Source organism: Flavobacterium microcysteis (genome assembly GCF_006385255.1).
Lineage (GTDB): Bacteria > Bacteroidota > Bacteroidia > Flavobacteriales > Flavobacteriaceae > Flavobacterium > Flavobacterium microcysteis.
On sequence record NZ_VFJE01000054.1, the window covers coordinates 33,300 to 51,862 of the forward strand.

14 protein-coding genes are annotated in these 18,563 nt (G+C 35.9%); 1 reads left to right on the forward strand and 13 read right to left on the reverse strand.

Annotated elements, in window-relative coordinates; translation table 11 throughout:
• Window positions 1-3 precede the first annotated feature (3 nt).
• The 7 genes from FJA49_RS09165 to FJA49_RS09195 all read right to left on the reverse strand — a co-directional run bounded on the left by FJA49_RS09165 (window position 4) and on the right by FJA49_RS09195 (window position 8,775).
• Window positions 4-1,953, reverse strand: a complete 1,950-nt coding sequence (locus tag FJA49_RS09165) for a DUF3858 domain-containing protein (RefSeq protein ID WP_140000681.1) — start codon at window positions 1,951-1,953, stop codon at window positions 4-6.
• Window positions 1,954-1,963: 10 nt separating this feature from the next.
• Complete coding sequence (locus FJA49_RS09170) at window positions 1,964-3,874, reverse strand: DUF3857 domain-containing protein (RefSeq protein ID WP_140000682.1); 1,911 nt, start codon at window positions 3,872-3,874, stop codon at window positions 1,964-1,966.
• 49 nt (window positions 3,875-3,923) lie between these two features.
• On the reverse strand, window positions 3,924-4,376 hold the full coding sequence (gene dtd / locus FJA49_RS09175) for a D-aminoacyl-tRNA deacylase (protein ID WP_140000683.1): 453 nt from the start codon (window positions 4,374-4,376) through the stop codon (window positions 3,924-3,926).
• Between the two features lie 173 nt (window positions 4,377-4,549).
• Window positions 4,550-5,512 (reverse strand): ribosome small subunit-dependent GTPase A, encoded by a 963-nt coding sequence (gene rsgA / locus FJA49_RS09180; RefSeq protein WP_140000684.1) that lies wholly within the window; start codon window positions 5,510-5,512, stop codon window positions 4,550-4,552.
• 97 nt (window positions 5,513-5,609) lie between these two features.
• The gene (locus FJA49_RS09185) at window positions 5,610-6,692 is read right to left on the reverse strand and encodes a bifunctional 3-deoxy-7-phosphoheptulonate synthase/chorismate mutase type II (RefSeq protein ID WP_140000685.1); all 1,083 of its coding nucleotides are present in this window, start codon (window positions 6,690-6,692) and stop codon (window positions 5,610-5,612) included.
• 55 nt (window positions 6,693-6,747) lie between these two features.
• Complete coding sequence (locus FJA49_RS09190; RefSeq protein ID WP_140000686.1) at window positions 6,748-7,932, reverse strand: pyridoxal phosphate-dependent aminotransferase; 1,185 nt, start codon at window positions 7,930-7,932, stop codon at window positions 6,748-6,750.
• Between the two features lie 12 nt (window positions 7,933-7,944).
• The gene (locus FJA49_RS09195) at window positions 7,945-8,775 is read right to left on the reverse strand and encodes a prephenate dehydratase (RefSeq protein ID WP_140000687.1); all 831 of its coding nucleotides are present in this window, start codon (window positions 8,773-8,775) and stop codon (window positions 7,945-7,947) included.
• Window positions 8,776-9,118: 343 nt separating this feature from the next.
• Here FJA49_RS09195 and gldA point away from each other — a divergent pair, with 343 nt between their 5' ends.
• A complete protein-coding gene (gene gldA, locus FJA49_RS09200; protein ID WP_140000688.1) occupies window positions 9,119-10,015 on the forward strand; it encodes a gliding motility-associated ABC transporter ATP-binding subunit GldA in 897 nt (298 codons plus the stop codon).
• A 5-nt stretch (window positions 10,016-10,020) separates the two neighbouring features.
• On the opposite strand, the gene FJA49_RS09205 is transcribed toward gldA, so the two are convergent.
• From FJA49_RS09205 to metH, 6 genes are all read right to left on the reverse strand, one after another.
• A complete protein-coding gene (locus FJA49_RS09205) occupies window positions 10,021-10,770 on the reverse strand; it encodes a head GIN domain-containing protein (RefSeq protein WP_158629475.1) in 750 nt (249 codons plus the stop codon).
• 22 nt (window positions 10,771-10,792) lie between these two features.
• Complete coding sequence (locus FJA49_RS09210; RefSeq protein WP_140000690.1) at window positions 10,793-11,884, reverse strand: acyloxyacyl hydrolase; 1,092 nt, start codon at window positions 11,882-11,884, stop codon at window positions 10,793-10,795.
• Between the two features lie 17 nt (window positions 11,885-11,901).
• The gene (locus tag FJA49_RS09215; protein WP_140000691.1) at window positions 11,902-13,002 is read right to left on the reverse strand and encodes an acyloxyacyl hydrolase; all 1,101 of its coding nucleotides are present in this window, start codon (window positions 13,000-13,002) and stop codon (window positions 11,902-11,904) included.
• Window positions 13,003-14,784, reverse strand: a complete 1,782-nt coding sequence (locus tag FJA49_RS09220) for an RDD family protein (protein WP_140000692.1) — start codon at window positions 14,782-14,784, stop codon at window positions 13,003-13,005. It abuts the gene before it with no gap.
• 59 nt (window positions 14,785-14,843) lie between these two features.
• A complete protein-coding gene (metF, locus tag FJA49_RS09225) occupies window positions 14,844-15,800 on the reverse strand; it encodes a methylenetetrahydrofolate reductase [NAD(P)H] (RefSeq protein ID WP_140000693.1) in 957 nt (318 codons plus the stop codon).
• A gap of 73 nt (window positions 15,801-15,873) precedes the next feature.
• Window positions 15,874-18,558, reverse strand: coding sequence for a methionine synthase (metH, locus tag FJA49_RS09230; RefSeq protein WP_140000694.1), 2,685 nt, complete (start codon window positions 18,556-18,558; stop codon window positions 15,874-15,876).
• Window positions 18,559-18,563 lie beyond the last annotated feature (5 nt).

The following is an 18,563-nucleotide window of genomic DNA, read 5'->3' on the forward strand; positions in this document are numbered from 1 at the left end:
TTGTTATACTTTTTTAAGTACTACTTTTTCATTTTGTTTGTCTACCATCTTTTTGTAGAAATCTCTCAGCGTATAGTAAAAATCCGGTGGGATAATAGGATAATTCATATCCAACTGTGTCGTCACCTGGATCTGGTTTGCCGTTTTCACGATGTTATATTTGAAAATTCCGATATTGCCTTCCATAGCAACCGCAAGAGGCGCAGGCATCGATTCTACTTCATATCCTTTAGGAATTGTAATGGTATAAGAATATTTCTCCTGAGACGGATACATAAAATCCACCGGATATTCTCTTACTTCATCCTTAAACGGGTTATCCTGTCTTGCAAAATGAAGCAATGGCGAGAAATAGATCTTATCTCCTATACGTTCTACTAAATTAGTATTGACAAAACTAAAGGTTTCTATCATTGCTTTTGATAAATCATTGTCATTAGTGGTTGTATACTCGTCAATTTCAATCCCGGTATATCTCTTTTCGAGTTCTTCAAGATACTTATCTTTTGACTTTTTTAAGTGAATCTCTCTAAAACCATATGCATTATAGTCAAAATATTGACCCCTGATTTTTCCATTAACCTTACCTTCTTCATCTATAGCCGCTACTACATTGACTATTTCTTTAGAATTATTTTGTGGCATCAGGTCTACTTCTATAGATGTCTTATCATTTCGAATCATCCTTCCAATCCAATTCAGTGTTCGGAATGGCAAAATGTTAGGCAAAGCATTTTTAGAAGTAGCGTCTAACAAAACCATTTGTTTGTTATCGAGTTCAACGCCTGCAATAACATAATTATAGGCTGTTCTATTTGGAGATACGGCAATACCGTTTGAACGTGTACTGATCAAAACAGGATTGGCTTTGAGCTCAGCATATCTCAACATCGCAACCAGCATCAGGTTGATTTCTGCTACATTCCCTACTTTTTCAGCATATGCTTTTTTCACTCCTGTTTTACAATAGTAGCCATACTTTTCATTCCAATTCATTCGAGTCTTTACATAGTCAAAAATCAATTTAATTTTTTCTTCTCTTGATGTAATACCTTTCAATATTGGTTCAAGATCTTTTTCGAAATACGATTTATAGTTTAGCTCGTCGCCAAAATCTTTATCATCATAAATATTTTTCACTACCGATTCCCAATCTGCGGCATAATGCTTTAGGCCTTGATTTGGTAAGTCTGTAGAAGCAAGTTCAAATTGCAACATGGAAGTATAATTTTCCATGTTATTAACATACGATTCCTCTTTTAGTGCTTTTACGTTTTCAACAGAATAAATCGTTATCAGCTCATTGAACTTCCTAGCTGCCCCGGCTAAAATTGTCGAAGGTTTCTTCGAAACCGCCAAATAGCCTTTCATAAAGACACTGTAGTTAAAGTATTGTGGTATGGCAATTTTATATTCTACGAAATTTGCCGGTATAGGATATTGAAAGTACCAGTCACTAAGCGAAGTCAGGTAAGGAGTTCTTATCGTATATTTATATTCGATTACACTTCCTTCCTTGACGTTTGGCATCGTTATTTTTTTCAAACTGTAGTTTTCATTGACTTTTTCTGTAAACTCGCCATCACTCTTCAGTTTTGTCTTTTCAATTTTATCTCCAACCAGATTGTAGGTTACGGCATCATCAAAAAACAGTCTTACTTGCTTACCTCCGGTATAGTATGGAATTTGCTCGGTTGCAAAGGCATAACCTTCTTTTTTGTATATCTTGATTTTTGTTACCACTTCTGTGATAGCCGCCCAACTTCCATCGGAATCATAATCAAAATAGGTATTCCCTTTTTTAAACAGGATTGCTGCTACTGCTGATGAATCTTTTGGATGTGCTTTCTCATTTAATTCTTCTACAGTTACTTTTCCCAGTTCATATTTTTTTTGCGCATATAGGCTTAATGTAAGGAGAAAGAAACAAATGGTTAAAAGGTTTTTTTTCATGGCTGGAGGTCTATTGTTTTTTTACTAGTGCTATTTTTGCGTTATCGTTTTTTGCTATCTGCTCTTTGAATTTTCGGAAATTTTCGTAGTCTTTTTTGTCAAACTGCCCGGAATTTATTTGATATGTTCTTTTGTAGATTAATTGATTTTCATTCAAAATGACATATTCAGTTTTATAATCTCCAAAAGCGCTTTTAATTTCGGTGTTTTCTGGCTTTGCTTCAATAACAAATCCTTTTGGTAAATCTATAGTAACCTCATCATAGTCATAAAATCCTCTTGAAATTTCAAATGGATTAGTTCTATTTCGATAGCGTTGTGGAACAGATGATGACGGATTGTAAGCATTCAATGCAAAAATCAGCCTATCCCCTGTCTTGTTTGCATATCCAGCTGCTTCTAAAGAAATCTTTTCTGTAAACTCAATATTATCTTTATCATTTAAGATATCAGTCTTTATTATTTTTAAATTATTAATGTGGCTAAAATAGTTTTTATAAATTTTCTTTAAATCGTCAACAGACTTCTCATTAATATTTAATTTTTTATCATACTGAATTCCTTTGGATTTGATTTCTAATTTTCCAGAAATCATTCCGTCATCTGAAACACTATAATTCCCTTTCGTAATTTGAGTATTATCTTTCGTTTCATATACGTTTGTCCTAACAATTTCTCCTCCTTCAGGTTTAAGAACAAGCGCATTTCTATCATCTGTAAAATCACCTTGAAAACCAAAAGGCAACGTTTGACTCGTACATTCTAACCAAACATATTTCTCTTTGTCTGGAATAGCCAAAATAACATGATTGCTTTGCATAGAAACTAAATCAGGAATAACGCTTTTTTTATTTCTATCTCCATATAATCGCACATAATAAGACTGAACTCCTACTGCATCTAAAAGTGATTTTGTATAGTTAGTCAAAGCTTTACAATCTCCGTATCCTAACCTATCTACATCTTTTGCCAACATTGGCCGCCAACCGCCAATTCCTTCTTGAATACTAATATATCTAACTTTTTCCTGGACATATCCATACACTATTTTGGCTTTTTTTAATGGATCTTTCTCATCTCCTATTAAAGCTTTAATTTTAACTTTTGTTTCTTCTGGCAATTCAGATGTACCTGCCAAAATTTTATCCGAAAACCATTTACCCATTTCTGCCCAACTTTTTGCAGTTCCGTCAACTCCCTCCAAATTGAAAAAATCCAATCCCATCATTACATTAGGAGAATAGGAATCAAATGAAGGCGAATACTCTTCTGCTTTGTAAGTCACCATATTATTTGCCGTAAAAGAAACTCCATCGCTCTTAACTTCCTTTGTGATATTTGGATTGTCAAGCATGTTGAACTCTTTGTATTTGAAGCCTAAATCGGAGGGTACTTTTATAGTTATATTCGATTTTTCTACGCTTACAGAAAAACCTGGCACTGGGAACCATCTAGGCATAAAAGCAGTATTAGAGGTTTCTGTTTCACTTGAAAAAACGACCGTGAAAGGATATTCTATAGGGGTATAATCATAATAAAGTATTTTTCCATCTGAAATGATTGAATTTCCAGAAACTGAGTTTTCCTTAAAATCTTTTCTTTTGACTTTTTTTATTTCTTTTCCAAAAGCATTGTAGAATTGGGCCTCAATGGATTTGATACGCTCTCTGCCGGAAAAATACTCGGAAAGATTCATATAGGACAATCCGTTTTCATTAAGGACAGTTACTATGCTTTTAGTCGTTGTTATCATTGACTTTCTGGAAGCAATGACAATGTTTTTTTGGTCTAAACGTACAACTGCGTTTGCATTTTCTTTAAGTTCGGCAGGAATGTTTGCAACAGTATACTCGATGTCTTGTGCAGTAGCTATTGTTGAGAAGAATAAAACAATAACGAGGGGGAACAACAAATTTTTCATTAAATGTTAAATTTTTCCAAAAATAAAATAATAAAACTGATTTCCTAGCTTATTCTTTACTTTTTGTATCAATAACAATCGTTACCGGACCATCATTCAATAATGCAACTTTCATGTCTGCACCAAATCTTCCTGTCTGTACTTTTTTGCCCAAATCTGCTTCCATCTGGCTTATAAAATTCTCATATAAAGGAATTGCTATATCCGGCTTGGATGCTTTTATATAGGATGGTCGATTTCCTTTTTTAGTAGAGGCATGAAGTGTGAACTGACTGACAATAATAACCTCTCCATTCACATCTTTTACCGAAAGATTCATAACATCATTTTCATCCCCAAAAATCCGAAGGTTAGCAATCTTTGCCGAAAGCCATTGGATGTCTTCTTGAGTATCGGAATCTTCAAACCCAACCAAGATCAACAATCCTGATTGTATTTCGCTTACTTTTTCTCCTTCAATAGTTACTGAGGCTTGGGAAACTCTTTGAATAACAACCTTCATTTTAGTTTATAGTTGATAATGGATAGTTTATAGTTGGGAATAGCTTATAGTTGAAAATGGATAGTTGGTAGTTGATAATTTTATCCTCATGACAAGTGACTCTTTTGAAATTTTATAAGTTATGTCCAATCGACTTCATAACTATCGACTATCCACTTTCAACTATCCACTATTTAGTTTCCTGTTTTCTCGTCGGCGTAGTCGTCAGTACGATAATGCTCTTCGTCGCCTTCTAGTATTTGAAGATAGCTTCTGTAGCGTGACCAGGCAATTTCATCTTTTTCCAGAGCTTCTTTGACAGCACAATGCGGTTCTTCTTTATGCAGGCAATTGTTGAATTTACATTGATCCTGCAACGCAAAAAACTCAGGAAAGTAGCCGCTTACTTCTGATTTCTCCATATCTACAATCCCAAAGCCTTTGATTCCCGGTGTATCGATAATCCTGGCTCCAAACGACAAATCATACATTTCTGCAAATGTGGTGGTATGTTGCCCTTGCCTGCTTTGTTCCGAAATTATGGATGTCTTAAGATGTAGCGATGGTTCTAAGGCATTAGCAAGAGTTGACTTTCCAACACCAGAATGTCCGGAAAACATCGAAACCTTGCCTTTCATCATCTCTTTCAGCTTTTCGACTCCTTTTCCTTCTGTTGAAGATACTCTCAGACACTGATATCCTATATTAGAATATACATATTGCAGATAAAGCTGCTCATCAAGCATGGCATCATCATAGGTATCAATTTTATTAAAAACTAAAACCGTTTCTATGCCATAGGCTTCTGCAGTAACCAAAAACCGATCTATAAAACTTGTTGTTGTAGGAGGGTTGTTTATCGTAATCAGCAAAAAAACCTGATCGATATTGGATGCGATAATGTGAACTTGCTTTGACAGGTTAACCGATTTTCGGACTATATAATTCTTTCGCTCTTGTATAGTGTGAATCGTTCCTGTAATTTTATCTGAACTTTTATCGAGTTCATACTCTACAATATCGCCTACTGCAATAGGATTCGTGCTTTTGATTCCCTTCATACGGAATTTGCCCTTGATCCTGCATTCGATAAACTCTCCGCTTTCGGATTTTACGGTATACCAGCTTCCAGTAGATTTATAAACGGTTCCTGTCATTCACTTCAGATTTCCTGATTTTATTAAATTTAGATGACAAAATTACTGTTTTACAATGGAACAATGTAATTTCATCATCTAAATTTAGAAGTCTCGCTTATCCGTTAATAATTTTTTCCTGATGGCTGATACTTTCCTGATGGATTGCTTTGAATATCTTTAAAATAAACTCTTCGCTCAGTCCTTTTTCTTCGCCTTCAAGAATCATTTTACCAAGAATCTCATTCCATCTTTTGTTTTGTAGTACTGCCACATTTTTTTCTTTTTTCAATGCTCCAATCTTATCGGCTACCTTCATTCTCTTTCCTAAAATCTCAATGATTTTTGCATCATATTCGTCTATCTCGACACGGAATCTGTCCAGTTTCTGGTTGTAATCTGAACCGTCTTCTGTTTCTTTTCTTACTCTTAGATTTTTGAAGATTTCTTTTAACTGTTCTGGTGTTACCTGTTGTGCGGCATCACTCCATGCATTATCAGGATCTGTATGGGTTTCAATAATTAGTCCATCGTAATTTAAATCCAATGCTTGTTGTGAAACTTCCTGGATCATTTCGCGTTTGCCTGTGATGTGTGACGGATCGCAGATTAAAGGCAAATCCGGAAAACGATTCTGCAATTCGATTGCCAGCTGCCATTCCGGTATGTTTCTGTATTTTGTTTTTTCATAAGTGGAGAAACCTCTATGGATAACACCCAGTTTTTTGATTCCTGCGTTGTAAAGGCGTTCAATTCCTCCAAGCCACAAGGCTAAGTCTGGATTTACCGGATTTTTTACCAACACAATCTTATCCGTATCTTTTAAAGCATCTGCTATTTCTTGCACTGCGAAAGGATTTACGGTGGTTCTTGCTCCAATCCATAAAACATCTATATCGTGTTCCAAAGCCAATTGGACATGTGCTACATTTGCAACTTCTGTTGCCATCAAAAGACCTGTTTCGGCTTTGGCTTTCTGCATCCATTTTAACCCTTCTGCTCCAACACCTTCAAAACTTCCCGGGCGTGTTCTGGGTTTCCAGATTCCTGCTCTATAAATACTCACGTCAGAATCTTTTAGCTCATGAGCTATTTTCAACACCTGTTCTTCCGTTTCTGCACTACAAGGCCCCGCAATTACTAATGGATGTGACAATTTGAAATCATCCAACCATGTTCTTAATTCTTTTGAATTTTTCATTTTTATTGAGTTTTTCGGCTCATGCCAAAATTAGTTATTTTATTTTTCAAGCTTATCAGTCCAGCCTATCAATTGCTTCCTGAATTTTTTCTTCTTTGATACATAATGAAAATCGTATGTAACCCTCGCCGTTGCTTCCAAAAATGGTTCCCGGCGTAAGAAAGATGTTTTTTTCGATTAAAAACGCATCGATAAATTCTTCAGATGACACAATTTCAAATGGCAATTTTGCCCATACAAACATTCCAACAGCGTCTTTATCAAACGTACAGTTCAATTTTTCGGCCAATTGGAAAATCAGTTCTCTTCTTCTTTTGTATACTCTATTTTGAGAATCAAACCATTCCTGCCCCAATTTTAAGGCTTCTATTGCTCCTTTTTGGATTCCATAAAACATACCACTATCCATATTGCTTTTTATTTTCAAAATGGCTTCGATGAATTGTTGTTTTCCGGAAACCATTCCTATTCGCCAGCCAGACATATTAAAAGTCTTGCTTAAAGAGTTTAACTCTAAAGCAATATTTTTTGCTCCTTCAATCTGGAAAATAGAAATCGGATTTTCATTCAGCACAAAACTGTATGGATTATCATTGACCAAAATAATCTGGTGTCTTTTTGCAAAAGCAACCAATCTTTCAAACAATTCCAGATTTCCATTCGTTCCGGTAGGCATATGAGGATAATTAATCCACATCAGCTTAACTTTAGACAAGTCTTTATTTTCTAATGCTTCAAAATCCGGCATCCAGTTATTCTCTTCCTTAAGGTCATAAAAAACAGATTTTGCTCCTACCAGATTTGTAACCGAAGCATAGGTTGGATAACCCGGATTCGGTATCAGCACCTCATCTCCTTCATTTAAGAAGGCTAACGAAATATGCATTATGCCTTCCTTTGAACCCATCAAGGGCAAGATTTCAGAATTCACATCCAGCGCAACATCAAACTGAGATTTATAAAAATCCGCAATTCCCTTTCTTAATTCCGGCAATCCCTGATAGCTTTGATATTCGTGTGCTTTTTCATCTCCAAGGGCTTGCACCATTGCTTCGATTGCTCTTGTAGGTGGTGCTAAATCCGGACTACCAATTCCCATATTGAGTACTGGTTTTCCTTCAGAAATCATTTGGCGGACTTGTCGCAATTTTGTAGAAAAATAATATTCTTCCACCGTTGTCAATCGGTTAGCGAATCCTTTATTTCCTACTTTCTCCAGGGTTAAAATCTCTTCTATCATTTTTTTTGCGATTTAAATTGTATCTCCTCTCCTATATTCTCCTAAAACTTTAAAATGTGTGGTCATCAATTCTACAATCGATTTTGCTTTTTCATAATGTTTGTACTTTTCAAAAGTCACATCAACAAAAAAGGAATATTGAAATGGTGTTTCAATAATGGGCATTGATTGGATTTTTGTCAGGTTCAGTTTGCAATTATTCATTACATTTAAAATCGTTGCCAAGCTGCCTGGCGTATCGTCCAATTCAAATTTTATCGAGGCTTTATTAATTTCCGATTTTGGCAAAACTTTGTTCTGGGTTTTTAAAATCACAAATCGGGTCTTATTGCTTTTTATGGTATGAATTCCCGAAGCCAAAATATCCAGTCCAAACATTTCTGCGGCAATCGGACTTGCTACTGCAGCAATTTTCTTCAATTGGTTTTCTTGAATCCGATGTGCAGTTTCGGCCGTATCGCTGCTTTCTACTAATTTTATATGCGGATATTTTTTAAAAAACTCCCTACACTGCAACAAGGCGATTGGGTGTGAATGAACTTCTTTTATGTCTTCAATTTTTTGACCTTTTAATACCATCAGGTTCATGTTGATATTCAGATAATGCTCTCCTATAATGTGAAGATCATTCCTATCAATCAAAGCATAATTAGGTATGATTGAACCTGCAATCGAGTTTTCTAAAGCCATGACAGCTTGCTGTGTTTTATTTTCTATCAAGCTGTTTACCAGAGCATCAAACGACATACATTCATCCAGCTCGAAATTTTCACTGAAATATTCTCTAGCCACTTGATGGTGGAATGAGCCTCGAATTCCCTGTATTGCAATTTTTGTTTCCATACGTTTTAGGCAAAAAAAAATCCCGATTTACATCGGGATTACTATATATTGATTTTAAATAATTTCTATTTACATAACAACACAACAATCCCTTTCCTGTTTCCAGAAATAAAAAGAGTTGCTAAAATAAAAACGGTTGTTTTGCATTTTTTTGTTTTGTTATTCGGCTAAAGTAGAAAATTTTGTTTTACGATTTTATAAACCGATGCTTTTTTAAGAAAAATTTCAGCTATAACGTTTTCGTAATCCAATAATAGGAGATTAATTTTCTTGTGATGCAATTCGAATACCATATATGCGTTTTAATTATTCATTTTATTACTTTTGTTCAAAATCAAGAACCATGTCAATCGAAGTCACTTCCATTTCAAAAAATTACGGAGATCAAAAAGCTTTGGATAGCATTTCATTTTCTATCCAAAAAGGTGAGATTGTAGGCTTTCTGGGACCAAACGGTGCTGGAAAATCAACGTTGATGAAAATCCTTACTACTTTTATTACTGCTGATGAAGGCAATGCTTCTGTAAATGGAAATGATGTTGCTACGGCCCAAAAGGAAGTACAAAAATCTGTAGGTTACCTTCCGGAGCACAATCCTTTGTATCTTGATTTGTATGTGAGAGAATATCTGGCTTTTAATGCTGATGTATATAAAGTAGCCAAATCAAGAATTGAAGAGGTGATTACGATGACCGGATTGACTCCTGAAAGCCATAAAAAAATAGGACAGCTATCAAAAGGATACCGCCAACGTGTTGGACTGGCTACAGCCTTACTTCACAATCCTGATGTTTTAATTTTAGATGAACCAACTACGGGGCTTGACCCAAACCAATTGGTAGAAATCAGAGAGCTGATTAAAAACATAGGGAAAGACAAAACCGTTTTCTTGTCAACCCATATTATGCAGGAAGTGGAAGCAATCTGCGACCGTGTGATTATCATTAACCACGGAAAGATTGTTACCGATAAAAAACTGACGAATCTTAAAAATGAAGAAGAGCAGGTTATTGAGGTTGAATTTGACCATCCGGTGGAAGAGCAACTTTTGAAATCGTTGCCAAATTTAACTGCTTTAACCAATACGCACGATACTACCTGGGAGCTGACATTTTCGACTTCAAAAGATATGCGTCCTGCAATTTTTGACTTCGCTCATGATAACGGACTAAAAACGTTGCAACTCAACCTAAAGAACAAAAATCTGGAAACTATTTTCAGAGATGTTACTAAGAAATAATATTCTTACGGATATACTAAATGCCCTCGATAGAGTTGCGTAACTTCAATTACTGGTGGCACGTTTTTTAGAACGACATTGCCAGTACTGTATATTGTCCCTGAAATTTTATCTGTAGGTTTTACGATGATGTCGTTGGAACTTCTCTGGAACACATTGACTTCTTTTACCGTCAGATTTGAACCTTCAAACCTGGCATTGCCATTATAAAAGCCAACATATAAAGCCTGAGCGGTCCCTGAAACAGCAAAATAGGAAGCCTTATTGTCTTCTATTGTTAGTTGGTTACAATTTACCTGAAGCTCAAAAGTGCCGGAAGCCGTATCATTAAACATTCCGGATTGCAAACTTAGTGACGGGAAATCCAAAATACCATCGGATTTTACTCCAAACTGTGATGAAGAATATACGTTTATTAATGTAGGTGTTGTTACATAGACCCGGGTCGTATTATAATCACGAACCCAATTACAGCCGTTGGAATTTCGAAGGAAAAGCTCTTCATTCACAACCTCAGCAGTAATTCCGTTGATGAGATTTTTTCCTGTTTTTACAACTACTTTTTTTTCTGTACCTTGTTTTATGATTAATTCAATTCCTTCGGATATGTTGATTTTTTTAAAGTCATCAACAGTAAATTCTTTAGCCGTTGGAGTGCCTGAAGTCTGAAAACAATCATTTGCATTTTCTGAATCACATGACAAAAAAGCTATCGAAAACAGGATAATTATTCTTTTGATCATTTTTGCTTCCATTGCGATTGTATTAATTTTTCTCTTATAAACGAACTCCGAGTGCAAATTCCAATGCTTCTGCTTTTGCCGCATGTGTTTTTAAAGCGACACCCATAAAAATATCATCCGTAAAATAATATTTAAGTCCCAATCTCTGATAAATTGAAGGTAAATAGTCTAGCGGAGCATAGGCATAATATCCAAACTGCGTTTCAAGGGAGAGCCTGTTGACAAAAAGTTCATGTCCAACAAATATTCCTACCTTTTTATAATCTGTATCCGGACTGACTGTTAAAGTTGGATCTGCAGCAATCCGTTTTACGGTCTCTTTCAAATATTTATAAACAAAGAGTTCTGCCCCAACATGGATTGCACTTTTCCTGTTTAATCTCTTATCAGCATAGGCCGAAAACACATAAAAAGGATGTTGGCCACTGCCTACCAAATCACTTTCATTAAAACCGGTTCTGAAAACCATATTATAGCGTATCGGTTCCATAAATCTGACAGTATCTTTATGTTCAATATAATGAAGCGGTTCTTTGCTTTCAAAATCATAGACTGCTCCTACGTTAAAAGCCAAGGTATTCGTACTCTTATTGGGCGTTCGCAAATTGGCATTAGAATGGTGAAAAAAAGACAATCCTGCCTGAACACCTAATCCGTTCCAGATGTTTTCCTTTTTATAGTTCAGCATAAAATAGGTAGCCGGCATCCAATGTGTTCCGTAAGCCTGATTTTCGGGATTGGTCTTTGCATCATACGGATTCGTATTATAGGCAACACCTTGTGCAACTCTAAACATCAAATTTCTTTTAAAAAAATAGAAATTATAGTGACCATACAAACCATAAAAATGCCCTAAAGCATCATATTTCATATTTTCATATTGGAACGAAAGACCATAATCCGGATAATTATAGAGCGATTCCCATGATTTTTCGCCATAGGTTTTTCTATTAAGGCTTACAAAAAAGCCACTAGGATTTCTGTCCGTGAATTGTGAAATTTCTTCCGTATGTTTTAAAATCCTGCCATAAAAACCATTGACATCCAGAGTATATCTGCTGTTTTGCTCTTGTGAGAAACATAACATTGGCAATAGGCAAAGCAGGTAAAAAAAATTGTTTTTCATGTAGTTGTAAAAATGTATCATAGCCTTATACCGACACCTATTTCCATGGCTTCTGCCTTAGCAGCATGAGTTTTCAATGTCAATGACGTAAAAAAAGTTTTGCTAAAATAATATTTCATACCGACTCTTTGGTAAAATGGGCCTAAAAATCCAAAAGGAGCATATACATAATATCCTGCCTGTGCTTCGAGAGAAAGCTTATTGATAAAAAGTTCATGTCCTATAAAGACACCTATTCTTCGATAATCAGTGTCAGGATCAATATGTTCGTTAGGATAAGCAACCGATTTATATCTGATGTATTCTTCGAGATATTTCATCATAAAAAAATCGGCTCCGAACTGGATTGCGCTTTTTCTGGAAAGGCGTTTGTCAGCATATGCCGATAGTACGTAAAACGGAAACTTTCCGCTTCCTATAATATCACTTTCATTGAATCCAGAACGGAACGCAATATTATACTTGACAGGCTCTTTATAATTTGGAATCGTATCAAATATTTTGGTATGCCTTTGCAAGTTTTCATTTTTTTCAAAAGAATAATTAACTCCAACGTTTACGGCCAATGTATTTGTACTGGTGTTGGGTGAGGCCATATTGGAGTTGGAATGGTGAAAAAAGCCGATACCTGCCTGCAAACCTATATTTTTATAAAGATTTTCTTTGTGGTAATTTAGCATCAGATAGGTGGAAGTCATCCATCGGGTTCCATAAGCCAAGTTCCTAAAATTAGTCTCCTTATCGTAGGGATTAGTAATATAGGCAATTCCTTCTCCGACTCGAAACATTAGGTTTCTATTCAAAAAATAAAAATTGTAATGCGCATACAATCCATACAAATCACCTAAAATGGGATTTTTAGTGGTTTCATAATGAAAAGAGGCTCCATAATCCGGAAAATTATATTCCGACTCCCATTCTTTATCGCCAAATGTCTTTCTGTTAAAGCTTATCAGAGCGCCTTCCGGATGTTCTGTAATGAGGTGTTTAATAGTATTATTGTGGGGTAAAATGTTTCCATAAAAATAATTGACATCAACAGTATATTTCCCATTTATTTCCTGGGAAAAAACGGTGACAGGAATAAAAAGAATATAAAAATATAATCTCTTAAGCACTTACTCTGTTCTTTTAATTATGGCGTCTAGTTCTTTTTCTTTGGATACTTCATAAGAAAACATTCTGCCTAAAGTATCTTTTATCTTGACCTGAAATTTAAAATTCTCATCACTTGGAACAGTAATTATAGCGTTGGCCTGTTTATCTAAAGGCATTGGCAGCTGCTGCCCGGAATATAATTGTGCGTTTGTAACATTTATCAATTCTGCCTTCCAGCCATTGTTTGCCAACACAACATTTTTTATTTGATCGACTGAATAATTGTCAAGGACAACTAATCGCGGCATAAAATAGGTTTCAATATCTTTTATAGAATATTTTTGCCAGTCACCAATATTTAAAGCGCCAATCGTATCCTGATTGGAATAGTTATATGTTGAATTTAATTCCATTGCCTTTTGAAGCTGGCTTCTGGAAATTGTAACTTTTTTTGCACTTTCTTTTTCAATAGCGTATATCTTTTCCAAAAAGTTTGGCATGTTATATTCATTGAGAATTTTGCCATTTATTTTTATATGCGAATAATCTTTTTTGGCATCCAGAATTATGAATGTTATTCCATCTGGTTTTATTTCTTCCGTTTTCAGGTAGATATCAGAATAGGAATATTCAAGTGGTTCCAAATGTATAAAATCATTTGTGGATAGTTTTTTCAGTTTGTCTGCAAAAATTTCTTTATTCTGTTGCGCAACAGCTTGCGCTTTTCTTTCGGCCTGTATGGAATCATATTTATGAATCCCAAAGGCTATGAGTAATCCTATTACGATTGTAGCTGGAACGATTAAGAGATACCATGCTCCCTGTGCCCCTGTTCTCTTTTCTTTAATTACATAGGTTTCCGACCATCTGTCATGAAGTCCCCTAGGCATAAAAAAAGTAAGCGCTTCAAATGGAACCAATCTTAAAAATGTTCTTTTTAGTACAGCACTTACTGCTGGTTTATTTCCTTCTTCGTCTGCAACTCTGGTTTCTGAAAGCGTTTTTGCGGCGGTCACTCCTAAAACTAACTCAAAAATACCGTAATAGAACACCCTAAAAATCGCAACAATTACAATAAAAGCTCCTCTATCACCAAATCCACTCTCTAAAGCATCTATAAAAGGTCGTATTTTTTCATTCTTGATAAGAAATTCGAATGAGGCAGAAAAGACAAGAATCATAATGAAGTCATCCATAATCAGATGGAAAAATCTTCTCCAACGTCCTGACTCAACCAAAGTAACGCTGGTATGCGTTTCATAAGTTCTTTCAATCGTTTCGAATGTTTTTCCTTTTTCAATGTATTTGAGTATCGAAAAAGAGAGATAAACATATAATGCTAAAACTGCATAATCCAAGAACCATAATACATAAAAGAAAGCACCCAAGGATTGTTCAGCGCTTTCCCTAAAAATGATAGAAAAAAGACCAATGATAAAAGAAGAAATTTTCGTTATGAATATTAAGGAATAAACAAAACGAAGGAGGCGTGTTTCTTTCTGCTTACTTCTCAAATAGAATATCGCTCCCAGGATCAGCAAAACATAAAAGAATGTATTCAGAACATTGTAATATATATACATGTTTCTTCCCGTTCCTATCTGGAATGTAAACCAATCTTCCAGATTAAAAACAGTAAGGTGTAATGACTGAAAAATATATTTTATGAAACCTATTGTATATACGGCTTCTTTTGGAGCCGTTTGAAAATCGACAGTAAGCAAGGGAAGAAAAATCCCAAAAAGTGCAATTATAATAGAGAAATAAGCAATTTTTGCTCCTGAAAGGTATTTTTGTAGCATACACTATTTTTTTATAACACTCAAAAATAACCAATTAAAACAATCTTGCAAGACCTGGCTTAGAATACTTCTCTTGCTATTGCTTTGATATTCTCTGATTTCCCCATAGAATAATAGTGTAGAACCGGAATGCCTTGTTTGATTAATTCTTTACTTTGATTGATGCACCATTCTATCCCGATTTGTTTTACGGCTTCTGTATCTTTTGCCCGAACGATAGCCATAATAAGTTCGTCCGGAATATCGACCTTAAAACGATGTGGTACCAGATTCAATTGTTTTTTGGTTGAAATGGGCTTTAATCCCGGAATGATGGGAACCGTGATCCCTTCTTTTCTGCATTTGGCAACAAAGTCGAAGAATTTTTTGTTGTCAAAAAACATCTGGGTAATAATGTAAGATGCTCCATTTTTTATTTTCTGCTTCAGGAAATAGATGTCGCTATCCAAACTTGGTGCTTCCATGTGTTTTTCAGGGTAACCGGCCACACCTATGCAGAAATTTGTGGCTGAAGAGTTTTGCAATTCATCATCCAGATAAATACCATTATTGAGATTAGTAATCTGTGTTACGAGTTCTGAAGCATAGTGGTTTCCTTCTTTTTCCGGCTTGAAATAGGTTTCATTTTTTACAGCATCACCACGCAAGGCCACTACATTTTGAATTCCGAGAAAATCCAAATCAATTAAGAAGTTTTCTGTGTCTTCTTTCGTAAATCCACCACAAAGGATATGGGGAATCGCATCAACCTGATATTTGTTTTGTATTGCCGAACAAATACCTACTGTCCCCGGTCGTTTCTTTACAATCTTTTTTTCCAATAAACCACTAGGCAATTCCTTATATTCATATTCCTCCCGATGATAGGTCACATCAATAAATGGCGGCTTGAATTCCATTAGCGGATCAATACTATCAAAAATCGATTGGATATTTTGTCCTTTTAATGGCGGCAATATTTCAAAGGAAAAAAGCGATTTGCCATTGGCTTTTTCTATATGTTCGGTTACTTTCATTTGTTTTGGATTTTTGATTTTTGATCTCAGAATTTTGACTTGATGACTTTCGACTTGAGACTTTACAACTAATTTAATCTGCGATGTTTGGGTTCAGCCATTTTTCGGCATATTCGTATGGGACATTTCTGCGTTTTGCATAGTCTTCGACCTGATCTTTTTTAATTTTCCCCAGTCCGAAATATTTGCTTTCCGGGTGTCCGAAATAATAACCGGAAACCGAAGAAGCAGGCCACATTGCCATACTTTCTGTTAAGGTCACACCTATATTTTGCTCTACATTTAGTAATTTCCAGATTGTCGGTTTTTCTAAATGATCCGGGCAAGCAGGATAACCCGGTGCCGGACGGATTCCTTTATATTCCTCTTTAATCAGGGCTTCATTGCTTAACACTTCGTCAGAAGCATATCCCCAGATTTCTTTCCTGATTTTTTCATGTAAATATTCGGCAAAAGCTTCGGCAAAACGATCGCCCAGCGCCTTAATCATAATGGAATTATAATCATCGAGATTTTTTTCAAATTCAGCTGCTTTTTCGTCCACTCCAAAACCTGTCGTTACGCAAAAAGCGCCCATATAGTCTGTAATTTCCGAATCTTTTGGAGCTATAAAATCAGACAAAGCAATATTTGGCGCTCCTTTTGTTTTTGCTGATTGCTGTCTTAAAGTCAGGAAAGTTTGCAGGTATTTTCCATTTTCGTCACGCAATTCAATATCATCGTCATTGATTTGGTTAGCAGGAAAAATTCCATAAATGCCTTTTGCTTCCAGCCAATTTTCCTGTATGATCTGTCGCAACATCTCTTGAGCATCAGCAAATAATACTTTCGCCTGTTCGCCTACAATTTCATCATTTAGTATGTCGGGAAATCTTCCATGCAGGTCCCATGTCCTAAAAAATGGCGTCCAATCGATATAATCGACCAGTTCATTTAATTTTACATTGATGACTTTTGCACCAATGTTATTGGGTTGTACCGGAGTAAAATTAGTCCAGTCCAATTGCAGTTTGTTTTTTCTGGCTTCTGCTATGCTTAGGAAATTTTTATCACGACTCCTGCTCAGATAGCCTTCACGAAGCTCGTCATATTCCGTCCGAAGACTTTTAAAATATTCCTGATTAGTATTTTTATTAATAAGATTTCCTGCTACGGTAACAGCTCGTGACGCATCGTTTACATGCACGACTGTTTCGCTGTATTCCGGAGCAATCTTCACGGCAGTATGCGCTCTTGAAGTTGTTGCTCCACCAATCATTATCGGAATTTTGACATTTTGCTTATCCATCTGTTTTGCCAGATAGACCATTTCATCAAGAGAAGGCGTAATCAATCCGCTGAGTCCTATAATGTCTACTTTTTCCTCAATTGCTGTCTGAATGATTTTTTCTGGCGGAACCATAACACCCAGGTCAATAATCTCATAATTATTGCAGGCCAAAACTACTGCTACAATATTTTTTCCAATATCATGAACATCGCCTTTTACGGTTGCCATCAAAACTTTTCCTGCAGAACTGGAAGCTCCATCTTTTTCGGCTTCAATATACGGTAGCAGATAAGCAACTGCTTTTTTCATGACACGTGCTGATTTTACTACTTGCGGCAAGAACATTTTTCCGCTTCCGAATAAATCTCCTACGACATTCATTCCTGTCATCAGGTTGATTTCTATAACTTCTATAGGTCTTTTGGCCAATTGTCGGGCTTCTTCTATATCGGCATCGATAAATTCATCTACTCCTCTCACTAAAGCATGTGTCAGCCTCTCCTGAAGCGGAAGCAAACGCCATTCTTGTGATTGTTTTTCTGAAACTTCTTTGGTATCTCCTTTTATATTTTCAGCAAATGCCAAAAGTCTTTCTGTGGCATCTTCTCTTCTATCCAACAGTACGTCTTCAACATGCTCCAGCAAATCTTTAGGAATCTGGTCGTAGATTTCCAGCATTTCCGGATTTACAATTCCCATAGTCATACCGTGATTGACAGCATGGTATAGAAATGCGGAATGCATCGCTTCACGAACCCTGTCGTTACCTCGGAAAGAGAATGAAACATTGCTTACACCACCACTGACACTTGCGTAGGGAAGATTTTCCTTAATCCATTGGGTAGCCCTGAAAAAGTCAACCGCATTTTGACGATGTTCTTCCATTCCTGTCGCAACGGGAAAAATATTCGGGTCAAATATGATATCCTCAGCCGCAAAGCCAACTTTGTCAACCAAAACATCATAGGAACGTTTGCAGATTTCTATTCTTCTTTCATAAGTATCTGCCTGACCTACTTCATCAAAAGCCATGACAATAACTGCGGCACCATATTTTTTTATCAGTTTTGCCTGACGGATAAAATTCTCTTCTCCTTCTTTTAAACTAATGGAATTGACAACACTTTTTCCTTGTGCTACTTTTAATCCAGCTTCAATAATTTCCCATTTTGAGCTGTCAATCATTACCGGAACTCTGGAAATATCAGGTTCGGAGGCTATCAGGTTCAGGAAAATGGTCATAGCCCGAACACCGTCAAGCATTCCCTCATCCATATTAATATCGATAATCTGCGCTCCTCCTTCTACCTGTGCTCTGGCAATATCCAGTGCTTCTTCATATTTTTCTTCTTTTATAAGACGCAGGAATTTTCGGGAACCGGTAACATTGGTACGTTCTCCTACATTTACAAAAATGCTTTCGGGCGTTATAATTAAAGGTTCAAGACCTGATAATTTTAAGTGTTTTTTACAATCGACATCTGCCATTTTCT

Bases quoted from the DNA above. Each gene is read 5' to 3' on its own strand.
- FJA49_RS09165 (WP_140000681.1), bottom strand. From the start codon at position 1,953: ATGAAAAAAAACCTTTTAACCATTTGTTTCTTTCTCCTTACATTAAGC.
- FJA49_RS09170 (WP_140000682.1), bottom strand. From the start codon at position 3,874: ATGAAAAATTTGTTGTTCCCCCTCGTTATTGTTTTATTCTTCTCAACA.
- dtd (WP_140000683.1), bottom strand. From the start codon at position 4,376: ATGAAGGTTGTTATTCAAAGAGTTTCCCAAGCCTCAGTAACTATTGAA.
- rsgA (WP_140000684.1), bottom strand. From the start codon at position 5,512: ATGACAGGAACCGTTTATAAATCTACTGGAAGCTGGTATACCGTAAAA.
- FJA49_RS09185 (WP_140000685.1), bottom strand. From the start codon at position 6,692: ATGAAAAATTCAAAAGAATTAAGAACATGGTTGGATGATTTCAAATTG.
- FJA49_RS09190 (WP_140000686.1), bottom strand. From the start codon at position 7,932: ATGATAGAAGAGATTTTAACCCTGGAGAAAGTAGGAAATAAAGGATTC.
- FJA49_RS09195 (WP_140000687.1), bottom strand. From the start codon at position 8,775: ATGGAAACAAAAATTGCAATACAGGGAATTCGAGGCTCATTCCACCAT.
- gldA (WP_140000688.1), top strand. From the start codon at position 9,119: ATGTCAATCGAAGTCACTTCCATTTCAAAAAATTACGGAGATCAAAAA.
- FJA49_RS09205 (WP_158629475.1), bottom strand. From the start codon at position 10,770: ATGGAAGCAAAAATGATCAAAAGAATAATTATCCTGTTTTCGATAGCT.
- FJA49_RS09210 (WP_140000690.1), bottom strand. From the start codon at position 11,884: ATGAAAAACAATTTTTTTTACCTGCTTTGCCTATTGCCAATGTTATGT.
- FJA49_RS09220 (WP_140000692.1), bottom strand. From the start codon at position 14,784: ATGCTACAAAAATACCTTTCAGGAGCAAAAATTGCTTATTTCTCTATT.
- metF (WP_140000693.1), bottom strand. From the start codon at position 15,800: ATGAAAGTAACCGAACATATAGAAAAAGCCAATGGCAAATCGCTTTTT.
- metH (WP_140000694.1), bottom strand. From the start codon at position 18,558: ATGGCAGATGTCGATTGTAAAAAACACTTAAAATTATCAGGTCTTGAA.